This is a genomic window from Sulfitobacter indolifex (assembly GCF_022788655.1).
GTDB lineage: Bacteria > Pseudomonadota > Alphaproteobacteria > Rhodobacterales > Rhodobacteraceae > Sulfitobacter > Sulfitobacter indolifex.
On record NZ_CP084951.1, the window covers coordinates 516201 to 536276 of the forward strand.

A 20076-nucleotide genomic window follows, 5' to 3' on the forward strand; every position below is an offset into this window, starting at 1 on the left:
TCCGCCACATAGTCGCAATAAGTTTGCAAAAGCTTAACCGTCGTGAGGTTCATTCAAATGACGTCCCGCATTCTACATATCGACGATGATCCGATCATTCTGGAATTGGTAAAGATGATCTTTTCTGACGACAGATCGCTGACTTTCGTCTCTTGCCTGAACGCCCGCGACGCGCTGGCTGTGGTGAATGACCTGAAGCCCGATTTGATCATCAGTGATATCTCCATGCCCGATATGGGCGGTTTGGAATTGGCGCATCGCTTTGGCGAGAACCCAGCGATTGCCGGAACGCCGATCATCTTTCTGAGCGGTCGCACCCGCGATCTAGAGGTTTATGACGCTTTCCGCGATCTGGCCGCTACGGTGATGCAAAAGCCCGTCGAGCCGGGGTTTCTGCGCAGCACGGTCCGCAATCTGCTGGCCAGTCAGCAACAGCCCTTGGCGCAGGCCTCTAATCAGTAGGGGCGCACAGCCGCTGCGCCGTCTTTCGCCCCGCGCACCTGCCTAATCGCAGAGGGCGGTACAAGCCGCCGTTCGTGACAACCGCCGTTCTTGACAGCCCCCGTGCCCGCTGCCAGTCATTCCGGAGCGGCACCAGCATAAGCCGCGCCCATTTTTCCCGGAGCGATTTCATGTCCCCCAATACCATCGGCGCATTGCTGATGATCGCCTCGATGGCTTGTTTCACGTTTAACGACACGCTGCTCAAGATGACCGACGGGGCGTTGCCGCTGTTTCAACTGTTGTTTCTGCGGGGGGCAACGACGACGGTGTTGATCCTTGCCCTCAGCCGCCAACTGGGGCGCATCGATTTCCGGCTTGAGGCGCGGGACTGGCGGGTGATCGGCCTGCGCTCCGTGGCCGAGATTGCTGCGGCCTATTTTTTCCTCACGGCCCTGTTCAACATGCCTTTGGCCAACGTAACCGCGATCCTTCAAGTCGTGCCGCTTTCCGTCACGCTGGCCGCGGCACTGGTGTTGCGGCAGGCGGTAGGTTGGCGGCGGTTGGTGGCGATTGGCATTGGTTTCTGTGGTGTCTTGCTGATCGTCAAACCGGGGGCCGAAGGGTTCAACATCTGGTCAATCTACGTGCTGATTGCGGTGCTCTGCGTGACGGTCCGAGACCTCTCGACCCGCGCCCTGTCCCCTGCGGTGCCCTCGATGACGGTCACATTGATCACTGCGCTGTCGGTCATGACGGCGGCGGGGTTCGCGTCGCTCAGCGCGCCATGGGCGCCGGTGACCCCTTCATTGGCGGTGCTGATTGGCGGGTCTGGGGTCTTCGTGCTTGGCGGGTATTTCTTTTCGATCCAGGTCATGCGGGTCGGCGACGTCGCATTTGTGGCGCCGTTTCGCTACACTGGTTTGCTCTGGGCGCTGCTGCTGGGCTGGTTCATCTTTGGCGACTGGCCGGGCACCCTGACCATGATCGGCGCGGGGATCGTTGTGGCCACGGGGGTCTTCACCCTTTACCGCGAACGCGCGCTCAAAATTCAGGCTGAGAAGGTCCGGCGCACCTGATCCGCGTCGATGGCAAAGCGCTCGCGAAACAGCGCTTCGCCTTCGGCATCAAGCGGGGCGACCTCTACATGTCGGGCAAGCCCTTGGCGCGAATCGTTTGAACCGTTGTGGCTGCGCACAAACATCGCCGCGTCGGGAAGGCTGACGCAGGGCATGAACCTCGGCAGTTTATCATGGGCGAAGTTCATGATCGTGACCGGGCTGCCGCCTTTGACATACATCGCCAGTGCAGCCACATTCAGGGGCCGAAACACTTCTGCCGCGCGGATGCCGTCCGGCCCGAATTCCGCGATATACCCCTTGGGCCAGTCGAACGCGACGGAGCGTTGATCTTTCAAAAGGCCCGCGCTGTCCTCAACCGTACGCCGCAGCCGGGCGATAAAATCGACCGAGACCGCGTCGTCATCGTCATAGCGAAATTGCAGGCAAGGCTCCTTGGGGTTGATCCGTGCGGCGTTTAGCACTTCTTTCATCACTTCTCGGTGCTGGCGCGGCGGCTCGCGGTGGATCACCGCCTGAGGCAGGTCCGACAAAAGCGATTCGAGCCGCTTAGCATGTTGGGCAGGAAACTGGTCTCCGATCAGAAAGACCATGGAGAAGTCCGGATCGGTCTGCGCTTTGAGGCAGGGCAGGGCGACCGTTTCCAGCAGGCTGAAGCGTTCTTCGAGCCGGGCCTCGTCATAGAGATAAGCGATGCGTTCCTCGGTGGTGTCGTGGCCCACCTGAAATCCACCAAGGGCGGGGTAAGAAAAACGGCACAGGCCGATGGCTTGCATGGTATTGCCCCTCAAGGAAAACTTCGACGAATATGGCGACAGGGGGCAGCCGCTGGCAAGGGGGCTCTGCGATGGAAGGGGCCACATGGCGCATCCAGAGCACGCGATCCTCTGCTCTGGACAGCGCCGGGCCGGGCCCTGCTGTTGACAGCCCCCGCGCAACGTCCTATACGCCCGCTATCTCGGAGGTGGAGGCCGCTCTGCCAATCCGAACTCATAACTCAAGTGGTCACGATCCGGCCTACTACTGGCCCGATCCTCTGTTAACCCACCGCGTCGTTTTCCTCGGTACGGGAACGTTGCGGTCAATTTGCTTTGTGGACGCACGAAGTAACCGAATTTAGCCGCATGGGGGATCCCCCGTGTACAAAATCTGAGCGATACGGGGATATATCCGGAATGCCAACGATCCAACAGCTGATCCGCAAGCCGCGGCAGCCGAAAGTCAAACGTTCGAAATCCATGCACCTGCAGGAGTGCCCGCAAAAGCGTGGCGTCTGCACACGGGTTTACACAACAACACCCAAGAAGCCGAACTCGGCCATGCGTAAGGTTGCCAAAGTGCGCCTGACCAATGGTTTCGAAGTCATCTCCTACATCCCGGGCGAGAGCCACAACCTTCAGGAGCACTCTGTGGTTCTGATCCGCGGCGGTCGTGTAAAAGACCTTCCCGGTGTGCGCTACCACATCCTGCGCGGTGTTCTCGATACCCAAGGTGTCAAGGACCGGAAGCAGCGCCGCTCCAAGTACGGCGCGAAGCGTCCGAAGTAATCTCGCAGTGGTGGGGCGCGTCCCCACCAATCCATTCGATGTTGGGTGGGGCTTGGCCCCACCACCCGCCAAGAGGAAGACACTGACATGTCACGCCGCCACGCCGCTGAAAAACGCGAAGTCCTGCCAGACGCCAAATACGGCGATCTGGTTCTTACCAAATTCATGAACAACCTGATGATCGACGGCAAGAAATCTGTCGCCGAGCGCATCGTCTACAACGCGATGACACGCGTCGAAGACAAGATCAAACGCGCCCCGATCGAAGTGTTCCACGAAGCGCTTGAAAACATCCAGCCGTCCGTCGAAGTTCGTTCGCGCCGCGTTGGTGGTGCCACCTACCAGGTGCCGGTCGAAGTGCGCCCCGAGCGCCGTCAGGCGCTGGCGATCCGCTGGTTGATCAAAGCCGCGCGCGCCCGCAACGAAAACACCATGGAAGAGCGCCTCGCAGGCGAGCTGATGGACGCCGTCCAGTCCCGTGGTACTGCCGTTAAGAAGCGCGAAGACACGCACAAGATGGCCGACGCCAACAAAGCGTTCAGCCACTACCGCTGGTAATTTCAACGTCGCGCCCGGTTTCGGGCGCGATCTGTTCGTACTGACATTTTCGAGGAAGCAGCCCCATGGCACGCGACTATCCGCTCCAACGCTACCGCAACTTCGGCATCATGGCCCACATCGATGCCGGCAAAACCACCTGTTCCGAACGCATTCTGTTCTACACCGGCAAATCCCACAACATCGGTGAGGTGCATGACGGCGCCGCGACGATGGACTGGATGGAGCAGGAGCAGGAACGCGGGATCACCATTACATCCGCCGCGACCACCACGTTCTGGCAGCGCCAGGAAGAGCCTACAGCCGATGCGACATCCGACACCAAGTACCGGATGAACATCATCGACACCCCCGGCCACGTTGACTTCACCATTGAAGTTGAGCGTTCGCTGGCGGTTCTCGATGGCGCGGTTGCCGTGCTTGACGCCAACGCTGGTGTTGAGCCGCAGACCGAAACCGTGTGGCGTCAGGCTGACCGCTACAAGGTTCCGCGTATTGTTTTTGTCAACAAGATGGACAAAATCGGCGCTGACTTCTTCAACTGCGTGAAGATGATCAAAGACCGTACAGGTGCCACACCTGCTCCGATCCAGATCCCAATTGGCGCCGAGACCGAGCTCGAAGGGCTCGTTGACCTCGTCACCATGAAGGAGTGGGTCTGGTCCGGTGAAGATCTGGGTGCCGGCTGGGAACAGCGCGAAATCCGTGACAGCCTGAAGGACACAGCCGACGAGTGGCGTGCCAAGCTCATCGAGACTGCGGTCGAGATGGACGATGAGGCGATGGAAAACTACCTGATGGACGGCGCTGAGCCGGACGTCGACACCCTGCGCGCGCTGATCCGTAAGGGCACGCTGGCAATCAAGTTCATCCCCGTTCTTTGTGGCTCTGCCTTCAAGAACAAAGGTGTTCAGCCGCTGCTTAACGCCGTAATCGACTATCTGCCCAGCCCGCTGGACGTTGTCGACTACATGGGCTTCAAGCCGGGCGATGAGACAGAAACCCGTAACATCCCGCGTCGTGCGGATGATGACATGGCGTTCTCTGGCCTTGCGTTCAAAATCATGAACGACCCGTTTGTTGGCTCGCTGACATTCACCCGCGTTTACTCGGGCGTGCTCAAGAAGGGCGATACCCTTCTGAACTCGACCAAAGGTAAGAAAGAGCGCGTCGGTCGTATGATGATGATGCACTCGATCAACCGTGAAGAGATCGAAGAAGCCTTTGCGGGCGACATCATCGCGCTTGCCGGTCTGAAAGACACCACCACAGGTGACACGCTTTGTGCCGCCAACGATCCGGTGGTTCTGGAAACCATGACCTTCCCCGATCCGGTTATCGAGATTGCGGTTGAGCCGAAGACAAAGGCCGACCAGGAAAAGATGTCTGCAGGTCTGGCCCGTTTGGCCGCCGAAGACCCCTCTTTCCGCGTCGAAACCGATCTGGAATCCGGTCAGACCATCATGAAGGGCATGGGCGAACTTCACCTCGATATCTTGGTTGATCGCCTCAAGCGTGAATTCAAGGTCGAAGCGAACATCGGTGCGCCACAGGTTGCTTATCGTGAGACGATCAGCCGTGAAGCCGAAATCACCTACACTCACAAGAAACAGTCGGGTGGTTCGGGTCAGTTCGGTGAAGTTAAGATGATCCTGATGCCGACCGAGCCGGGCGAAGGTTACTCCTTCGAGAGCCGTATCGTCGGTGGTGCCATTCCCAAGGAATACATCCCGGGCGTGGAAAAAGGTATCAAGTCGGTTCTGGACTCCGGTCCGCTGGCGGGCTTCCCGGTCATCGACTTCAAAGTCGCCCTGATCGACGGTAAGTTCCACGACGTTGACTCCAGCGTTCTGGCCTTCGAAATCGCTGCCCGTATGGGTATGCGCGAAGGCATGAAGAAAGCTGGCGCGAAACTGCTGGAACCGATCATGAAGGTCGAAGTTGTGACACCGGAAGAGTACACCGGTGGCATCATTGGTGACCTGACATCTCGTCGTGGTCAGGTGCAGGGTCAAGACACGCGCGGCAATGCCATCGCGATCGACGCCTTCGTGCCGCTGGCGAACATGTTCGGCTACATCAACACGCTGCGTTCGATGTCTTCCGGTCGTGCGAACTTCACCATGCAGTTCGACCACTACGAGCCTGTGCCGCAGAACATCTCTGACGAGATTCAGGCCAAATTTGCATAACCGGGATGGCGGGGTGAACCCCGCCCTACCCAATCTGTAGGGTGGGTTTTTAAGCCCACCACCCAACACTTAAAGGAGCCAACACCATGGCAAAGGCAAAGTTTGAACGTAACAAGCCACACGTCAACATCGGCACAATCGGCCACGTTGACCACGGTAAAACCACGCTGACCGCGGCGATCACCAAATACTTCGGTGACTTCCAAGCGTATGACCAGATCGACGGCGCGCCTGAAGAAAAGGCACGTGGCATCACCATCTCGACCGCACACGTTGAGTATGAGACCGAAGCACGTCACTACGCACACGTCGACTGCCCCGGCCACGCTGACTATGTGAAAAACATGATCACCGGTGCCGCTCAGATGGACGGCGCGATCTTGGTTGTGAACGCCGCCGACGGCCCAATGCCCCAGACGCGTGAGCACATCCTGCTCGGCCGTCAGGTTGGCATCCCGACGATGGTTGTCTACATGAACAAAGTTGACCAGGTCGACGACGAAGAGCTGCTTGAGCTGGTCGAGATGGAAATCCGCGAGCTGCTGTCTTCCTATGAGTACCCCGGCGACGACATCCCCGTTGTGCCTGGTTCCGCTCTGGCAGCCATGGAAGGCCGCGACGAAGAGATCGGCGAGAACTCCATCCGCAAGCTGATGGAAGCCGTCGACACATGGATCCCGACACCTGAGCGTGCCGTTGACCAGCCGTTCCTGATGCCCGTCGAAGACGTGTTCTCGATCTCCGGTCGTGGTACCGTTGTGACGGGCCGTGTTGAGCGTGGCGTGATCAACGTTGGCGACGAAATCGAAATCGTCGGCATCCGCGACACCAAGAAAACCACCTGTACAGGTGTGGAAATGTTCCGCAAGCTGCTGGACCGTGGTGAAGCTGGCGACAACATCGGCGCGCTGCTGCGTGGCGTTGAGCGTGACGGCGTTGAGCGTGGTCAGGTTCTCTGCAAGCCCGGTTCCGTGAACCCGCACACCAAGTTCGAAGCCGAAGCCTACATCCTCACCAAAGAGGAAGGTGGCCGTCACACGCCGTTCTTCGCGAACTACCGTCCACAGTTCTACTTCCGTACAACTGACGTGACTGGCACCGTTCAGCTGGCAGAAGGCACCGAGATGGTTATGCCCGGTGACAACGTGTCTTTCGGCGTTGAGCTGATCGCACCGATCGCCATGGAAAACGGTCTGCGCTTCGCGATCCGCGAAGGTGGCCGTACGGTTGGCGCTGGTGTTGTGTCGAAGATCACTGAGTAATTATAGGGCGGGCTTTTGGGCCTGACTTGTAAGACTTTCGAAAGGCCGCAGCATCTGCTGCGGCCTTTTGCGTTTTGTGGTGGGCGCTTTTGCGCATGCCAGCCAAGTCAGGGAACTGGGTGGTTTGGTTGGGTTTTGATTGAACGCTGGCGGGGTCCGCTGTTACGCTGTGAGCGGCATGACCTTGCGCACTGGCTCTAAAAACCGAGGCGTTTTCAGAACCTGCTTGCCACTACCATCGATTCCCCCTATAGGACGCCAATCACCGGGGTGCGTCAGACGCGCCCCGTTTGATTTGATACCAAGGCGCGATGAGGGGGCCGGATGAGCCTGCTTCCTCCAATCCGTTGAAATCCCAAAACAAGGGATATGCATATGGCCGCTCAAAGCCAGAACATCCGCATTCGCCTGAAGGCGTTTGACTATCGGGTGCTCGATTCTTCTACACAGGAAATCGTCAGCACCGCCAAGCGCACAGGCGCTTCGGTCCGCGGACCCATTCCGCTGCCGAACAAAATCGAGAAATTCACCGTTCTGCGTGGTCCCCACGTTGACAAGAAATCCCGTGACCAGTTCGAAATCCGCACGCACAAGCGTCTGCTGGATATCATTGATCCGACTCCCCAGACCGTGGACGCGCTGATGAAGCTCGACCTCGCCGCTGGCGTGGATGTCGAGATCAAGCTGCAATCGTAAGCCCGGAGGGTAATCATATGTTGCGCTCAGGCGTTATTGCAAAAAAAGTCGGCATGACCCGGCTGTTCATGGAAGACGGCAAGCAGATTCCTGTGACCGTTCTCCAGTTGGACAAGCTTCAGGTTGTCGCACAGCGCACCGCAGACCGTGACGGCTACACTGCCGTTCAGCTCGGTGCAGGTTCGGCGAAAGCCAAACGTACAAGCCAAGCCATGCGTGGCCACTTCGCAGCAGCGAAAGTGGAACCAAAGCGCAAGGTTGCTGAATTCCGCGTCGACGCGGAAGCGATGCTGGAAGTCGGTGAGGAAATCATCGCGGACCATTACTTCGCAGGTCAGTACGTTGACGTTGCAGGCACTTCGATCGGTAAAGGTTTTGCCGGTGCGATGAAGCGTCACAACTTTGGCGGTCTGCGGGCGACACACGGTGTTTCCATCAGCCACCGTTCGCACGGCTCCACAGGCCAGTGTCAGGATCCCGGCAAGGTTTTCAAAGGTAAGAAAATGGCCGGTCACATGGGCGCTGCCCGTGTCACCACGCAGAACCTCGAAGTCGTTAAGACTGACAGCGCGCGTGGCCTGATCATGGTTAAAGGCGCCGTTCCTGGCTCCAAAGGTGGCTGGGTCACGGTCAAGGATGCGGTCAAAAAGCCGTTCCCCGAAGACGCGATTCTGCCCGCCGCTCTGAAATCCGCCGCTGAAGAAGCCGCAAAAGCCGCCGAAGAGGCAGCCGCCGCAGCCGCAGCAGAGGCAGAAGCCGAAGCCAAGCGTTTGGCCGAAGAGCAAGCCGCACAGGAAGCCGAAGCGCTGAAAGCCGCTGAAGCTGAAATCGCAGCTGAAGGTTCGGATGCCGACAATTCCGATGCCGACGCTGACAAGAAGGAAGGTGACGCATGAAACTCGATGTCATCAAACTCGACGGTGGCAACGCTGGGTCCGTAGACCTGGACGAAGCACTGTTCGGCCTTGAGCCGCGTGCCGACATCCTGCACCGCGTCGTACGCTGGCAGCGTAACAACGCGCAGCAGGGTACGCACAAGGTCAAGACACGGTCCGAGACCAGCTACTCGACAAAGAAGATCTATCGCCAAAAAGGCACCGGCGGCGCACGCCACGGTGACCGGAACGCGCCGATCTTCCGTAAGGGTGGTATTTACAAGGGTCCAACCCCGCGTAGCCACGGCCACGAGCTGACCAAAAAGTTCCGCAAGCTGGGTCTGCGCCACGCGCTGTCCGCCAAAGCAAAAGCCGGTTCCTTGGTCATCATCGACGAAGCAACGTCCGAAGGCAAAACAGCCGCACTGGCCAAGCAGGTGTCGAACCTGGGTTGGAAGCGCACGCTGGTCATCGATGGCGCTTCGGTCAACGAGAACTTCGCACAGGCTGCACGCAACATCGAAGGTTTGGATATCCTGCCGTCGATGGGCGCAAACGTCTATGACATCCTCAAGCGTGACACTCTGGTGATCACCAAAGCGGGGATCGAAGCATTGGAGGCACGCCTGAAATGAGCGCCAAGCATGAACACTACGACGTGATCCGCAAGCCGATCATCACCGAGAAAGCAACCATGGCGTCCGAACAGAACGCTGTCGTTTTCGAAGTGGCGATTGAAAGCAACAAGCCAATGATCAAAGAGGCCGTTGAGGCGCTCTTTAACGTCAAGGTGAAGGCCGTGAACACGTCCATCACCAAAGGCAAGGTCAAGCGTTTCCGGGGCCAGATGGGCCGCCGTAAAGACGTGAAAAAGGCTTATGTGACGCTCGAAGAGGGCAACACAATCGACGTCTCCACCGGGCTGTAAGCTTTCGGTGAAAGATTTGAGGAAGGCCTCCGCTTAGCGGGGGCCTTTTTTGTTGCGGCGGTGGTAGGTTAGGGCCTGCGCGATCAAAAGCGCCAGCGGTGCTATCGCGATTTCGGACTGTGCGTTAAAAAGAACAGCGCGGTTGCCGTCATAGGTAAAGGCATCCGCGAAAACCGCACGGGCGTCCGGAATTATGGTCGTCTGGCAGTGCACGAATAACGCGTATCCGCCCGCCTTTGGCACCCCCAGCCGCAGCGTCGTGCCGGATTTGCTTTCGGGTGTAAGATAGGCGGGCTGTCCCCATTTCAGGGTTTCTTCGATGCGGCCTACATTTTCAGTTTCCGCCACATCGAAGATGAGCCGCCGCAGTTCCAAAAGGCCCGGGCGCACAGTTTCTGAAAAACCGGCGAACGTGTTCTTTACGGCGTCGTTTTGAAAGGGCGGGGTGGGTTGGGTCATGCTCAAACGTATGTCTGGATCCTAGGTGGAGCAATTAACTTTCGTCTAACAGGCTCGCCATTCCGGCTGTTTGTGGCCGGGTGGGCGGAAACCCGGCGTTAATACCCAACGGATAAGTTGCTTGCTGCGCGCTTTCCTTTACAAGGCATTAAGCAACGATAAAAAGCAGTACTATGTCTCACGAAAATCTTCCCTCTGGCGCATCAGCCGATGTGTCGAACGCCCGCGATTGGGTGCGCGTGCTGGCTCGTTACCGCGAGCCCAGCACTTGGCGCAGTAGTTTCGAGCTGGCGATCACCCTTGGGCCTTTCATCCTGCTCTGGGCACTGGCGTGGTGGGCGCTGTCAGTGAGCGGCTGGCTAACCCTGGCGATCTCTGTCATCAACGCGGGCTTTTTGCTGCGGCTCTTTGCCATTCAGCATGACTGCGGCCATGCGGCATTCTTTGCCAGCAGGCGTACCAGCGATTGGGTCGGCCGCGTTTTGGGGGTGCTAACTCTAACGCCATATGACGTCTGGCGCCGCACTCATTCCATTCACCATTCCTCTGCTGGCAACCTCGGTCGCCGTGGGATTGGGGATATCCATACCCTGACAGTCGCAGAATATCGCGCGCTGAGCCTGTTCGGACGGTTTCATTATCGGCTTTATCGCAATCCGGTGGTGCTGTTCGGTCTTGGGCCGAGCTATCTGTTTTTTGTGCAAAACCGCATCCCACTGGGGCTGATGGCCAAAGCACGCTATTGGCTGAGCGCGATGGGGACCAACCTTTCGATCGTTGCGGCACTTACCGTGATCTTCTACTTCGGAGGGATCATGCCGATCCTGCTGATCTTTGTGCCGAGCACGCTTTTGGCGGCGACTGCGGGCATGTGGCTTTTCTATGTGCAGCACCAGTTCGAGACCACCCATTGGGAAGAGGACGAAACTTGGGACCTGCATGACGCTGCTTTTCATGGTTCGTCGCATTACATCCTGCCTCGGCCCTTGCAGTGGCTCAGTGCGAATATCGGCATTCACCATGTGCACCACCTCTATAGCCGCATCCCATTCTACCGGCTGCCCGAAGTACTGCGCGATCACGCCGCCTTGGCGGACGGCAATCGAATGACCGTTCGCGAAAGCCTTGCGAACGCGCGGCTGCATCTTTGGGATGAGAAGACCAAACGTCTTTTGTCTTTTGCGCAGGCGCGCCGGGCTGCGTAAATTCGCCCCCTGAACTGATCGACTTTAAAACCCCCGCTTCGGCGGGGGTTTTGCGTTTCGCGCCGCATCCAAGTTACCAGAACACCACCCCGCTATGGCCGAGAACAACAATGCAGCGGTTTCGTAAATTGTTCCAAAAATAAACTCCTGATTTTGTCGGAACACAGCAGGAAGCTGCCGGTTGTCTCCCCATGGAAGACGGGGCGCCAGTCGCCTTGATTACCTTGAATGAACTAATGGGAGAGACCTTATGATCTATACCAAGACACTCATGGCCGGCGTTTCCGCCGTAGCCCTTTTCGCAGCTGCACCAGTGCTGGCTGAGAAGCACACGGATGATCCGACTAAGAACGTCGAAGAAACAATCGAGCGCAACGCCGAAGCCGATGCGGCTGCGACAGCTAACGTTGCTGGCGGCCAAGTTGTCGTTGAGCAGGAAGACGCTGAAGTCGACGTTACCGTTCCCGAGCCCGACGTGAATGTCTCTCAGGAAGCGCCTGTCGTGACTGTTGAGCAGGGCCAGCCCGAAGTAACCGTGCAGGTACCTGAGCCAAACGTGCGTGTGCAGCAGCAAGCGCCAATCATCACCATTGAGCAGGCCCAGCCCCAGGTCACCGTTCGCATCCCCGAGCCGGTTGTGACTGTGCAGGTGCCTAAGCCGAAGGTCGATGTGAACACCGGCGAGCCAATCGTTGATCTGAACCAGCCAGAGCCCGTTGTGAAATTTGTGCGCCCTGAGCCCAAAATCACTATCGAAGAAGCTGAGCCTAAAGTCACAATCGAGCGCGCCGAAGCGGACGTGAATGTTGACGAAGCTGGCAAAGCCAAGGTCGACGTTGAGCAAAAAGAAGCCAACGTGAACGTAGAGCAGAGCGATGACGCCAATGTGGTTGTCGAAGAAGCTGAGCCTACAGTGCGTATTGAGGGTTCCGAAAGCGCCGACGTTGACGTCGAGCAGGAGCAAGCTCGCGTCCTGATGGAAGACTTCAACGCTGACGAGCAAGGCAAAATGGCCGACGAAGACCGTAAGCGCTATCAGGAAGACGTACAGCGCCTGCCGATCTTCAACTTGACTGCCGAAGAACTGACTGGCCGTAGCGTTGCCACCGAAACTGGTGAGGACGTTGGTGAGATCGACTTCATCGGTGTGCGCGGTGATACCGTCGTTGCGATCATCGGCGTTGGTGGTTTCCTTGGTATGGGCGAAAACGAAGTCGCCATTCCAGTTGAGAAGCTGATCCTGCGTGAAGACGAAGTTATCGTTCCTGGCGTGACCGAAGAGCGTCTGGAAAGCATGCCAGAATTCAACGAAGCCGAAGTGCAGATCCTTGATCCGGGTATGCGTCTGGCCGAAAGCATTGGCCTTGACTAAGCCCAGCTTTTTGTAAGCTTTGAACCTATAGAAGAAGGCGCCTCGGCGCCTTCTTTTCGTTTGTGGCGACGGGTTGCGAGGAATCTTGCCAAGGCCACTGGACGGGCAGATTTGAACCTGCTAGGTCGCCACATCGGCTCAAGCCCCGGATTCGTCCGGGGTTTGGCTATTTGAACGATCCCGGTGGATCGGATGCTTACCTCGAGAGAGATAATCGCCCCATTCGCCACTCCTACAGGGGACCTTCGGGGCCCTACAACCAACGCGCTTTCATCTCGATGGAGGCGTGCCAAGCAAACGGAAGACAGAGAACATGGCACTCAAGTCGTACAAACCGACGACGCCAGGCCAGCGTGGACTGGTACTGATCGACCGTTCGGAGCTGTGGAAAGGCCGCCCGGTCAAAGCCCTTACTGAGGGTTTGACCAAATCTGGCGGTCGGAACAACACCGGACGAATCACAATGCGTCGTACAGGTGGTGGTGCAAAGCGCCTCTACCGTATCGTTGATTTCAAACGCAACAAGCTGGACATGTCCGCTGTTGTCGCGCGGATCGAATATGACCCCAACCGGACCGCTTTCATCGCACTGATCCAGTACGAAGACGGCGAGCAGGCCTACATTCTGGCCCCCCAGCGTCTGGCCATCGGCGACAAAATCATCGCCGGCGCCAAAGTGGACATCAAACCCGGTAACGCGATGCCTTTCTCGGGCATGCCAATCGGTACGATCATCCACAACATCGAGATGAAGCCCGGCAAGGGTGGTCAGATCGCACGTGCCGCCGGCACCTACGCCCAGTTCGTGGGTCGTGACGGTGGCTACGCTCAGATTCGTCTGAGCAGCGGCGAGCTGCGTCTCGTGCGTCAGGAATGCATGGCCACCGTTGGTGCTGTGTCTAACCCCGACAACTCCAACCAGAACTACGGTAAAGCGGGCCGCATGCGTCACAAGGGCATCCGTCCTTCTGTACGTGGTGTGGTGATGAACCCGATCGACCACCCGCACGGCGGTGGTGAAGGCCGGACATCTGGTGGTCGTCACCCAGTTACTCCTTGGGGTAAGCCGACGAAGGGTGCCAAGACCCGCAACAAGAACAAAGCGTCCAGCAAGCTTATCATCCGCTCGCGTCACGCCAAGAAGAAGGGGCGTTAATCAATGGCTCGTTCAGTATGGAAAGGTCCTTTTGTTGACTCTTATGTCCTCAAAAAGGCAGAGGCTTCCCGCGAGGGCGGCCGCAACGAAGTGATCAAGATCTGGTCGCGCCGCAGCACGATCCTGCCCCAGTTCGTGGGTCTGACGTTTGGCGTGTACAACGGTCATAAGCACATCCCTGTTAACGTTAGCGAAGACATGATCGGTCAGAAGTTCGGTGAATACTCCCCGACTCGGACCTACTACGGTCATGCCGCCGACAAAAAAGCGAAGCGGAAATAAGCCATGAGCAAGGATAAGAATCCCCGCCGCGTGGCAGACAACGAAGCAATGGCAAAACTGCGCATGCTTCGCACAAGCCCGCAGAAACTGAACCTGGTTGCAGCCCTGATCCGTGGTAAGTCCGTGGACAAAGCGTTGACCGATCTGACCTTCTCCAAGAAGCGGATCGCGCTGGACGTGAAGAAATGCCTTCAGTCTGCGATTGCCAACGCCGAGAACAACCACAACCTGGACGTCGATGAGCTCATCGTGGCCGAGGCCTATGTTGGTAAGAACCTGACCATGAAGCGCGGTCGCCCGCGTGCCCGTGGCCGGTTCGGCAAGATCATCAAGCCGTTTGCCGAGATCACGATCAAAGTGCGTCAAGTTGAGGAGCAAGCCTGATGGGTAACAAAGTCAATCCGATCGGTATGCGTCTTCAGGTGAACCGCACCTGGGACAGCCGCTGGTACGCCGACACCAAGGATTACGGTGATCTTCTGCTTGAAGACCTCGCAATCCGCGACTTCATCAAGAAAGAGTGCCACCAGGCTGGTGTTGCCCGTGTGATCATCGAGCGTCCGCACAAAAAGTGCCGCGTCACGATCCACACAGCACGCCCCGGTGTCATCATTGGCAAGAAAGGCGCGGACATCGAGACGCTGCGCCAGAAGATCGCCAAGATGACCAAGTCGGAACTGCACCTCAACATCGTTGAGATCCGCAAGCCCGAGCTGGACGCACACTTGGTTGGTGAGAGCATTGCACAGCAGCTGGAGCGCCGGGTATCTTTCCGCCGCGCCATGAAACGTGCCGTGCAGAACGCCATGCGCATGGGCGCACTGGGCATCCGCGTGAACCTCGCGGGCCGTCTTGGTGGGGCCGAAATCGCGCGTACCGAATGGTACCGTGAGGGTCGCGTGCCGCTGCACACATTGCGTGCCGACATCGATTACGCCCATGTTGAAGCGATGACTGCCTATGGCATCATCGGTATCAAGACATGGATCTTCAAAGGTGAGATCATGGAACATGATCCTGCCGCGCGTGACCGTAAGGCACAGGAACTCCAAGACGGCCCAGCACCTCGCGGTGCCGGCGGTCGTCGTTAAGGGGGAATGAGAAATGCTTCAACCAAAGCGTACTAAATTCCGCAAGCAGTTTAAGGGCTCGATCAAGGGTCTGGCAAAGGGCGGGTCTGACCTGAACTTTGGCACCTACGGCCTGAAGGCACTGCAGCCGGAGCGGGTTACAGCCCGTCAAATCGAAGCGGCACGCCGCGCCATGACGCGTCACATGAAGCGTCAGGGCCGTGTCTGGATCCGCATCTTCCCGGACGTACCGGTTACCTCCAAGCCCGTCGAAGTTCGTATGGGTAAAGGTAAAGGTTCCGTCGACTTCTGGGCAGCCAAGGTCAAGCCGGGCCGCATCATGTTCGAAATCGACGGTGTCGGTGAAGACGTGGCACGCGAAGCCCTGCGCCTGGCAGCCATGAAGCTGCCGATCAAGACCCGGGTTGTCGTCCGCGAGGACTGGTAAGCCGCACACCCCGATTGCGGGGTGGGTAAGAGAAATGAACCCCCGTCGAGCGATCGGCGGGGGTTTTGCTTTGTCAGGCGACAGCTTCGGTCTCGAGATCAAGCCAGAGCTTTCCGTTTCGGTAGCCGCCTTTGATCAGATGCCCCGGCTCAGCGATTTCGGGGTGAGCCTCCGCCCAATCGCGGAACTGATCGCGGCTGACCACTTGCCCGCCGTAGTCCCGCGCGGATTGGAGGATATACGGATCAGCTGGGGTGCCTTTGGGAACGACCAACACCCGGTCCACAGGAAGGTCGAGCTGGCTGCTTAGCGCTTTGTCATGCTGATAGCGCCCGATAAGGAGGTAGCCTGCATTCGCATCAAACACGACACCGGGCGTGTAACCGCGTGCGCGCAACTCATCGACGACATCGCGCACGACTCTGATGTTCGGCTCCCCTGATTTCCAGTGCATCACGTTAGAGCCATCTACGATGATCCATTTATTGCCGGGTCGCTTGGGTTGGGCCAACGCCCGCAGCAAGAGAATTGCGCTGGCTATCACGCAGGGCACACCGAGCAGCATGAAGTCCTGCCAGCCCGGCAGAGAAGCGCCGGCGATGGTGAGGATCAAGGAACCAAGTAGTAATAAGAACGGGGTAAACATATGCGAAATAACTGCTTTGAATAATACTTAGGGTTGAGTGTCGGGCAAATATGCGGCCATGACAAGACCGGTGGCCCGTGCTGGCCATCCCGCCCAATTGTCGGTAGCCTCGTCACAACTCCTCGCGACAGGAAAGGCCCAGTCACATGAAACACGTCCCAAAGCCCAACACCGACGAAGATTTGATCCGTGCGTTCCTCGACAAGGGTGGGGAGGTCAAAAAGGGAAAGACCAAGCCGATGCCCAGCGATTTGGGCCTCAGCAATAATCAGTGGGGCAATAAGCTGACCAAAGAAGAGAAGGCAGCGGTAAAGGCGCAGGAAGAGGCGGCGAAGGTGGCCAAGAAGTAGTCCAAGCGCGATGGTGTGCCGTCAGATATCGATCTGATAGACGCCCAAAGCCTCGGCCAGCGCAGTTTCTTCGAAATGGAAGTGTGACTGCACGACGGTGACGAGTTGGTCAAAGATTGCGCGGGTTTCGCTAAAGTCTTTCGCGCTTGGTGTTTCGGTCAAGCCTTCCGCGGCCTTGGCGAGCCGTTTCAAAAGCGCATGCACAACCTCATGCTCAGCCCGTAGCCGATCCACGATGGTGCGGACAGCCTTAGACCCACGGGTCTGCAACTGCGGAAAGATGCTTTGTTCTTCGATGTTGTGATGCATCGTCAACGCCCAGCATTGCTGCCCGCAGAGCGTTCCGGCAGCAGCGAAATTCTGGGCCATCTCAGTATGCAGGACGATATGGGCTAGATCGGCGGGTGGCGTCTTTCCGGCTTCGATCCGGGCCATGATCTGCGCAATGCGCGCGAGATCCTTTAGGTAATGCCTGTGAATGGCTGCCAGATGCCGCCCCGCTTGGCGCTGGTCGTCAGTGACCTTGTCTAGCTGTGGCAGCGGCGGGCGGTTGTCGGGGTCTATCATTAACTCTGACAGGGGCCGCCCGTCGGGGTGTTCTGGCATCCTAGGCCCAATTGTAGTTGAAGCTCACCGAAACACGATCTTCTTCGATCATGTTCATCGGCACCTCATGGCGCAGCCAGCTTTCCCACAGCAGCACATCGCCAGCTTCGGGCGCAACATAGATGAAGGGGCGCAGTTCCTCGCGGGCGTCTTTTACCCGACCGGGGGCGGCCATCATCATTGGCAGGCGCGGGTCCTCAAAACGGATCGCGCTGGCGCCTTCGGGCATGGTCACATAGGTCGTGCCAGAGATCACCGAGTGGGGGTGAATGTGGGATGTGTGGATGCCGCCCTCGGGCAGGATGTTCAGCCATAGCGAGTCGAGCACCAGCTTGCGGTCACCCAGATCGAACTCGAGGTCTTTGGCAAAGGCCGCGACATGCTTGTCCAGCACCGCAACCAGATCTTTGAAGATCGGGAAGCGGTAGGGCAGGTCGTCTAGCGAGGCATAAGAGGTGTAGCCAGCATAGCCGTTCTCTTCGCACCAGTCCTGACCGGCCTCGTCATCTTCGGCGATCGAGAAACAAGAGGCGGCCAGCTCATCGGTATCGATGGGCTTGCCGTGCGCCGACAGGGCGGCATGATAGAGGCGGGTGGCGAAAAGCGATTTGATGTTTGACATGGCCCCGTCATACGCCGAACATACCCCCATCGCCAGCCTATTTGCGCCAAAAGCACCTGTGCGGGCCAGCAGGGGTTGCTATGTGTGACCTCAGCGCGTATTGGCACCTTTCATCATGAACTCCACCAGAATCATGGTCACCCCACAGGGGCCTACTGGTGATGTTGAAAGGAAGAGGCCGTGAAAGCCAGCGAACTACATGACAAGACGCCGGACCAGCTCCGCGACGAACTTGTGAACCTGAAAAAAGAATCCTTCAACTTGCGTTTTCAGCAGGCCACCGGCCAGCTGGAGAACCCCGCTCGTTTGAAGACCGTGAAGCGTGACGTGGCCCGTGTCCACACCGTGCTGAACCAGAAAGCCGCTGCTGCGGCAGCCGAATAAGAGGAGCCTGAAAAATGCCCAAGCGTATCCTTACAGGCACCGTGACATCGGACGCCAACGCACAGACCGTAACCGTTTCGGTAGAGCGCCGCTTTACGCACCCGGTTCTGAAGAAAACCATTCGTAAGTCCAAGAAGTACCGGGCTCACGACGAGAACAACACATTCAAAGTGGGCGATAGCGTCCGCATCATCGAATGTGCACCCAAGTCGAAAACCAAACGTTGGGAAGTTTTGACTTCGGAAACAGCCGAAGCCTAAACCCCTTAAACGAAACCCTGGGATGAGGGCCGCATCGCCCCCCAGAAGGTCGGGAGAAACCAAATGATCCAGATGCAGACCAACCTGGATGTTGCTGACAACAGCGGCGCTCGCCGTGTTCAGTGCATCAAGGTCCTGGGTGGTTCCAAGCGTAAATACGCATCCGTCGGCGACATCATTGTCGTGTCGGTTAAGGAAGCCATCCCTCGCGGTCGTGTGAAAAAAGGCGACGTCCGTAAGGCCGTTGTCGTTCGCACCGCCAAAGAAGTTCGTCGTGACGATGGCACCGCCATCCGTTTCGACCGTAACGCTGCTGTTATCCTGAATAACAACAACGAGCCTGTCGGCACCCGTATCTTCGGGCCGGTTGTTCGTGAGCTGCGTGCGAAGAACTTCATGAAAATCATCTCGCTCGCTCCGGAGGTGCTGTAATCATGGCTGCTAAACTTCGCAAAGGTGACAAGGTCATCGTGCTGTCCGGCAAGGACAAGGGCAAGACAGGCTCCATCTCGTCCGTTGACCCGAAGTCCGGTAAAGCAATCGTCGATGGTGTGAAAATCGCCATCCGCGCAACGCGCCAGACACAGACATCTCAGGGCGGCCGCATCCCCAAGGCGATGCCGATCGACCTGAGCAACCTCGCATTGGTGGATGCCAACGGTAAAGCCACCCGCGTGGGTTTCAAAATCGAAGGCGACAAAAAAGTGCGCTTTGCCAAGACCACGGGGGACGTGATCGATGCTTGATACCGCAACCTACACACCCCGCCTTCAGGCCGAATACCGCGAAACGATCCGCGCCGCCCTGAAAGAGGAATTCGGCTACAAGAACGACATGATGATCCCTCGTTTGGATAAAATCGTTCTGAACATCGGCTGTGGTGCCGAAGCCGTTCGCGACAGCAAAAAAGCCAAGTCGGCTCAGGAAGACTTGACGACGATTGCAGGCCAGAAGGCTCTGACAACCATCGCCAAGAAATCCATCGCTGGTTTCCGCGTACGTGAAGAAATGCCGCTGGGTGCGAAAGTGACCCTGCGCGGTGACCGCATGTACGAATTCCTTGACCGTCTGATCACGATCGCAATGCCCCGTATCCGCGACTTCCGCGGCGTTCCGGGCAAGAGCTTTGATGGCCGTGGCAACTACGCCATGGGCTTGAAAGAGCATATCGTGTTCCCCGAGATCGACTTCGACAAAGTTGACGAGACCTGGGGTATGGACATTGTGATCGCCACCACGGCGAAAACCGACGCTGAAGCCAAGGCGCTGTTGAAAGCTTTCAACATGCCCTTCAATTCATAAGCGCGGGAAGGATTAGAAATGGCTAAGAAATCCATGATTGAGCGCGAGAAGAAGCGCGAAGCACTGGTGAAGAAGTACGCTGAGAAGCGCGCGGCTCTGAAAGAGATCGTGAGCGACGAAAGCAAACCGATGGAAGAGCGTTTCCGCGCTTCCCTGAAACTGGCGAAACTGCCGCGCAACAGCTCTGCTGTGCGTCTGCACAACCGCTGCCAGCTGACGGGCCGCCCACACGCCTACTATCGTAAACTGAAAATTTCGCGGATCGCGCTGCGGGACCTTGGCTCTTCGGGCCAAATCCCCGGCATGGTCAAGTCGAGCTGGTAAGGAGCGCATCAG

29 protein-coding genes are annotated in these 20076 nt (G+C 57.8%); 24 read left to right on the top strand and 5 right to left on the bottom strand.

Going from position 1 to position 20076, the window contains the following annotated elements:
* Positions 1 to 57: 57 nt before the first annotated feature.
* Both DSM14862_RS02470 and DSM14862_RS02475 read left to right on the top strand, forming a co-directional pair.
* Positions 58 to 462, top strand: a complete 405-nt coding sequence (locus DSM14862_RS02470; protein ID WP_007118823.1) for a response regulator — start codon at positions 58 to 60, stop codon at positions 460 to 462.
* 170 nt (positions 463 to 632) lie between these two features.
* Positions 633 to 1520 carry a DMT family transporter gene (locus DSM14862_RS02475; protein ID WP_007118824.1) on the top strand — a complete coding sequence of 296 codons (888 nt, stop codon included), beginning with the start codon at positions 633 to 635 and terminating at the stop codon, positions 1518 to 1520.
* Here the strand turns inward: DSM14862_RS02475 and DSM14862_RS02480 are convergent.
* On the bottom strand, positions 1493 to 2296 hold the full coding sequence (locus DSM14862_RS02480; protein ID WP_007118825.1) for a putative rhamnosyl transferase: 804 nt from the start codon (positions 2294 to 2296) through the stop codon (positions 1493 to 1495). The two genes, DSM14862_RS02475 and DSM14862_RS02480, sit on opposite strands and share 28 nt — an antisense overlap.
* 399 nt (positions 2297 to 2695) lie before the next feature.
* Here DSM14862_RS02480 and rpsL point away from each other — a divergent pair, with 399 nt between their 5' ends.
* From rpsL to DSM14862_RS02520, 8 genes are all read left to right on the top strand, one after another.
* Positions 2696 to 3067: a 30S ribosomal protein S12 gene (rpsL, locus tag DSM14862_RS02485; RefSeq protein WP_007118826.1), complete on the top strand. Its 372-nt coding sequence runs from the start codon at positions 2696 to 2698 to the stop codon at positions 3065 to 3067.
* 87 nt (positions 3068 to 3154) lie between these two features.
* Complete coding sequence (gene rpsG, locus DSM14862_RS02490; RefSeq protein ID WP_007118827.1) at positions 3155 to 3625, top strand: 30S ribosomal protein S7; 471 nt, start codon at positions 3155 to 3157, stop codon at positions 3623 to 3625.
* Between the two features lie 65 nt (positions 3626 to 3690).
* Positions 3691 to 5817, top strand: a complete 2127-nt coding sequence (gene fusA, locus DSM14862_RS02495) for an elongation factor G (protein WP_007118829.1) — start codon at positions 3691 to 3693, stop codon at positions 5815 to 5817.
* Between the two features lie 86 nt (positions 5818 to 5903).
* On the top strand, positions 5904 to 7079 hold the full coding sequence (gene tuf, locus DSM14862_RS02500) for an elongation factor Tu (protein ID WP_007118020.1): 1176 nt from the start codon (positions 5904 to 5906) through the stop codon (positions 7077 to 7079).
* Positions 7080 to 7454: 375 nt separating this feature from the next.
* Complete coding sequence (gene rpsJ / locus DSM14862_RS02505) at positions 7455 to 7775, top strand: 30S ribosomal protein S10 (protein WP_007118830.1); 321 nt, start codon at positions 7455 to 7457, stop codon at positions 7773 to 7775.
* A gap of 17 nt (positions 7776 to 7792) precedes the next feature.
* Positions 7793 to 8671 (top strand): 50S ribosomal protein L3, encoded by an 879-nt coding sequence (gene rplC / locus DSM14862_RS02510; protein ID WP_007118831.1) that lies wholly within the window; start codon positions 7793 to 7795, stop codon positions 8669 to 8671.
* Positions 8668 to 9285 carry a 50S ribosomal protein L4 gene (gene rplD, locus DSM14862_RS02515; RefSeq protein WP_007118832.1) on the top strand — a complete coding sequence of 206 codons (618 nt, stop codon included), beginning with the start codon at positions 8668 to 8670 and terminating at the stop codon, positions 9283 to 9285. Before rplC ends, rplD begins: the two co-directional genes overlap by 4 nt.
* Positions 9282 to 9578 (top strand): 50S ribosomal protein L23, encoded by a 297-nt coding sequence (locus tag DSM14862_RS02520; protein WP_007118833.1) that lies wholly within the window; start codon positions 9282 to 9284, stop codon positions 9576 to 9578. The genes rplD and DSM14862_RS02520 overlap by 4 nt, the downstream gene beginning before the upstream one ends.
* A gap of 33 nt (positions 9579 to 9611) precedes the next feature.
* Here the strand turns inward: DSM14862_RS02520 and DSM14862_RS02525 are convergent, their stop codons facing one another.
* A complete protein-coding gene (locus DSM14862_RS02525) occupies positions 9612 to 10037 on the bottom strand; it encodes a DUF1801 domain-containing protein (RefSeq protein WP_007118834.1) in 426 nt (141 codons plus the stop codon).
* 173 nt (positions 10038 to 10210) lie between these two features.
* Between DSM14862_RS02525 and DSM14862_RS02530 the strand changes: the two genes are divergently transcribed.
* From DSM14862_RS02530 to rplP, 7 genes are all read left to right on the top strand, one after another.
* Positions 10211 to 11242, top strand: a complete 1032-nt coding sequence (locus DSM14862_RS02530) for a fatty acid desaturase family protein (protein WP_007118835.1) — start codon at positions 10211 to 10213, stop codon at positions 11240 to 11242.
* Positions 11243 to 11492: 250 nt separating this feature from the next.
* A complete protein-coding gene (locus DSM14862_RS02535) occupies positions 11493 to 12614 on the top strand; it encodes a PRC-barrel domain-containing protein (RefSeq protein WP_007118836.1) in 1122 nt (373 codons plus the stop codon).
* Between the two features lie 313 nt (positions 12615 to 12927).
* Complete coding sequence (gene rplB / locus DSM14862_RS02540; RefSeq protein ID WP_007118837.1) at positions 12928 to 13770, top strand: 50S ribosomal protein L2; 843 nt, start codon at positions 12928 to 12930, stop codon at positions 13768 to 13770.
* Between the two features lie 3 nt (positions 13771 to 13773).
* Positions 13774 to 14052, top strand: coding sequence for a 30S ribosomal protein S19 (gene rpsS / locus DSM14862_RS02545; protein WP_007118838.1), 279 nt, complete (start codon positions 13774 to 13776; stop codon positions 14050 to 14052).
* Positions 14053 to 14055: 3 nt separating this feature from the next.
* Complete coding sequence (rplV, locus tag DSM14862_RS02550) at positions 14056 to 14436, top strand: 50S ribosomal protein L22 (protein ID WP_007118839.1); 381 nt, start codon at positions 14056 to 14058, stop codon at positions 14434 to 14436.
* The gene (gene rpsC, locus DSM14862_RS02555) at positions 14436 to 15143 is read left to right on the top strand and encodes a 30S ribosomal protein S3 (RefSeq protein ID WP_007118840.1); all 708 of its coding nucleotides are present in this window, start codon (positions 14436 to 14438) and stop codon (positions 15141 to 15143) included. The genes rplV and rpsC overlap by 1 nt, the downstream gene beginning before the upstream one ends.
* 13 nt (positions 15144 to 15156) lie before the next feature.
* Positions 15157 to 15570, top strand: coding sequence for a 50S ribosomal protein L16 (gene rplP, locus DSM14862_RS02560; RefSeq protein ID WP_007118841.1), 414 nt, complete (start codon positions 15157 to 15159; stop codon positions 15568 to 15570).
* A gap of 73 nt (positions 15571 to 15643) precedes the next feature.
* On the opposite strand, the gene DSM14862_RS02565 is transcribed toward rplP, so the two are convergent.
* Positions 15644 to 16216 (bottom strand): NYN domain-containing protein, encoded by a 573-nt coding sequence (locus tag DSM14862_RS02565; RefSeq protein ID WP_007118842.1) that lies wholly within the window; start codon positions 16214 to 16216, stop codon positions 15644 to 15646.
* Positions 16217 to 16362: 146 nt separating this feature from the next.
* Here DSM14862_RS02565 and DSM14862_RS02570 point away from each other — a divergent pair, with 146 nt between their 5' ends.
* On the top strand, positions 16363 to 16566 hold the full coding sequence (locus DSM14862_RS02570) for a hypothetical protein (RefSeq protein WP_007118843.1): 204 nt from the start codon (positions 16363 to 16365) through the stop codon (positions 16564 to 16566).
* A 21-nt stretch (positions 16567 to 16587) separates the two neighbouring features.
* Here DSM14862_RS02570 and DSM14862_RS02575 read toward each other — a convergent pair whose 3' ends face one another.
* Both DSM14862_RS02575 and DSM14862_RS02580 read right to left on the bottom strand, forming a co-directional pair.
* The gene (locus DSM14862_RS02575; protein ID WP_040700480.1) at positions 16588 to 17172 is read right to left on the bottom strand and encodes a hemerythrin domain-containing protein; all 585 of its coding nucleotides are present in this window, start codon (positions 17170 to 17172) and stop codon (positions 16588 to 16590) included.
* A gap of 1 nt (position 17173) precedes the next feature.
* Positions 17174 to 17794, bottom strand: coding sequence for a TIGR02466 family protein (locus DSM14862_RS02580; RefSeq protein ID WP_040700482.1), 621 nt, complete (start codon positions 17792 to 17794; stop codon positions 17174 to 17176).
* A gap of 180 nt (positions 17795 to 17974) precedes the next feature.
* Here DSM14862_RS02580 and rpmC point away from each other — a divergent pair, with 180 nt between their 5' ends.
* From rpmC to rpsN, 6 genes are all read left to right on the top strand, one after another.
* Positions 17975 to 18178 (top strand): 50S ribosomal protein L29, encoded by a 204-nt coding sequence (rpmC, locus tag DSM14862_RS02585; protein ID WP_007118846.1) that lies wholly within the window; start codon positions 17975 to 17977, stop codon positions 18176 to 18178.
* A gap of 14 nt (positions 18179 to 18192) precedes the next feature.
* The gene (gene rpsQ, locus DSM14862_RS02590; RefSeq protein WP_007118847.1) at positions 18193 to 18438 is read left to right on the top strand and encodes a 30S ribosomal protein S17; all 246 of its coding nucleotides are present in this window, start codon (positions 18193 to 18195) and stop codon (positions 18436 to 18438) included.
* Positions 18439 to 18501: 63 nt separating this feature from the next.
* Complete coding sequence (gene rplN, locus DSM14862_RS02595; protein ID WP_007118848.1) at positions 18502 to 18870, top strand: 50S ribosomal protein L14; 369 nt, start codon at positions 18502 to 18504, stop codon at positions 18868 to 18870.
* A gap of 2 nt (positions 18871 to 18872) precedes the next feature.
* On the top strand, positions 18873 to 19184 hold the full coding sequence (gene rplX, locus DSM14862_RS02600; RefSeq protein WP_007118849.1) for a 50S ribosomal protein L24: 312 nt from the start codon (positions 18873 to 18875) through the stop codon (positions 19182 to 19184).
* Positions 19177 to 19740: a 50S ribosomal protein L5 gene (rplE, locus tag DSM14862_RS02605; RefSeq protein ID WP_007118850.1), complete on the top strand. Its 564-nt coding sequence runs from the start codon at positions 19177 to 19179 to the stop codon at positions 19738 to 19740. The genes rplX and rplE overlap by 8 nt, the downstream gene beginning before the upstream one ends.
* A gap of 18 nt (positions 19741 to 19758) precedes the next feature.
* On the top strand, positions 19759 to 20064 hold the full coding sequence (gene rpsN, locus DSM14862_RS02610) for a 30S ribosomal protein S14 (RefSeq protein WP_007118851.1): 306 nt from the start codon (positions 19759 to 19761) through the stop codon (positions 20062 to 20064).
* Positions 20065 to 20076: the final 12 nt, after the last annotated feature.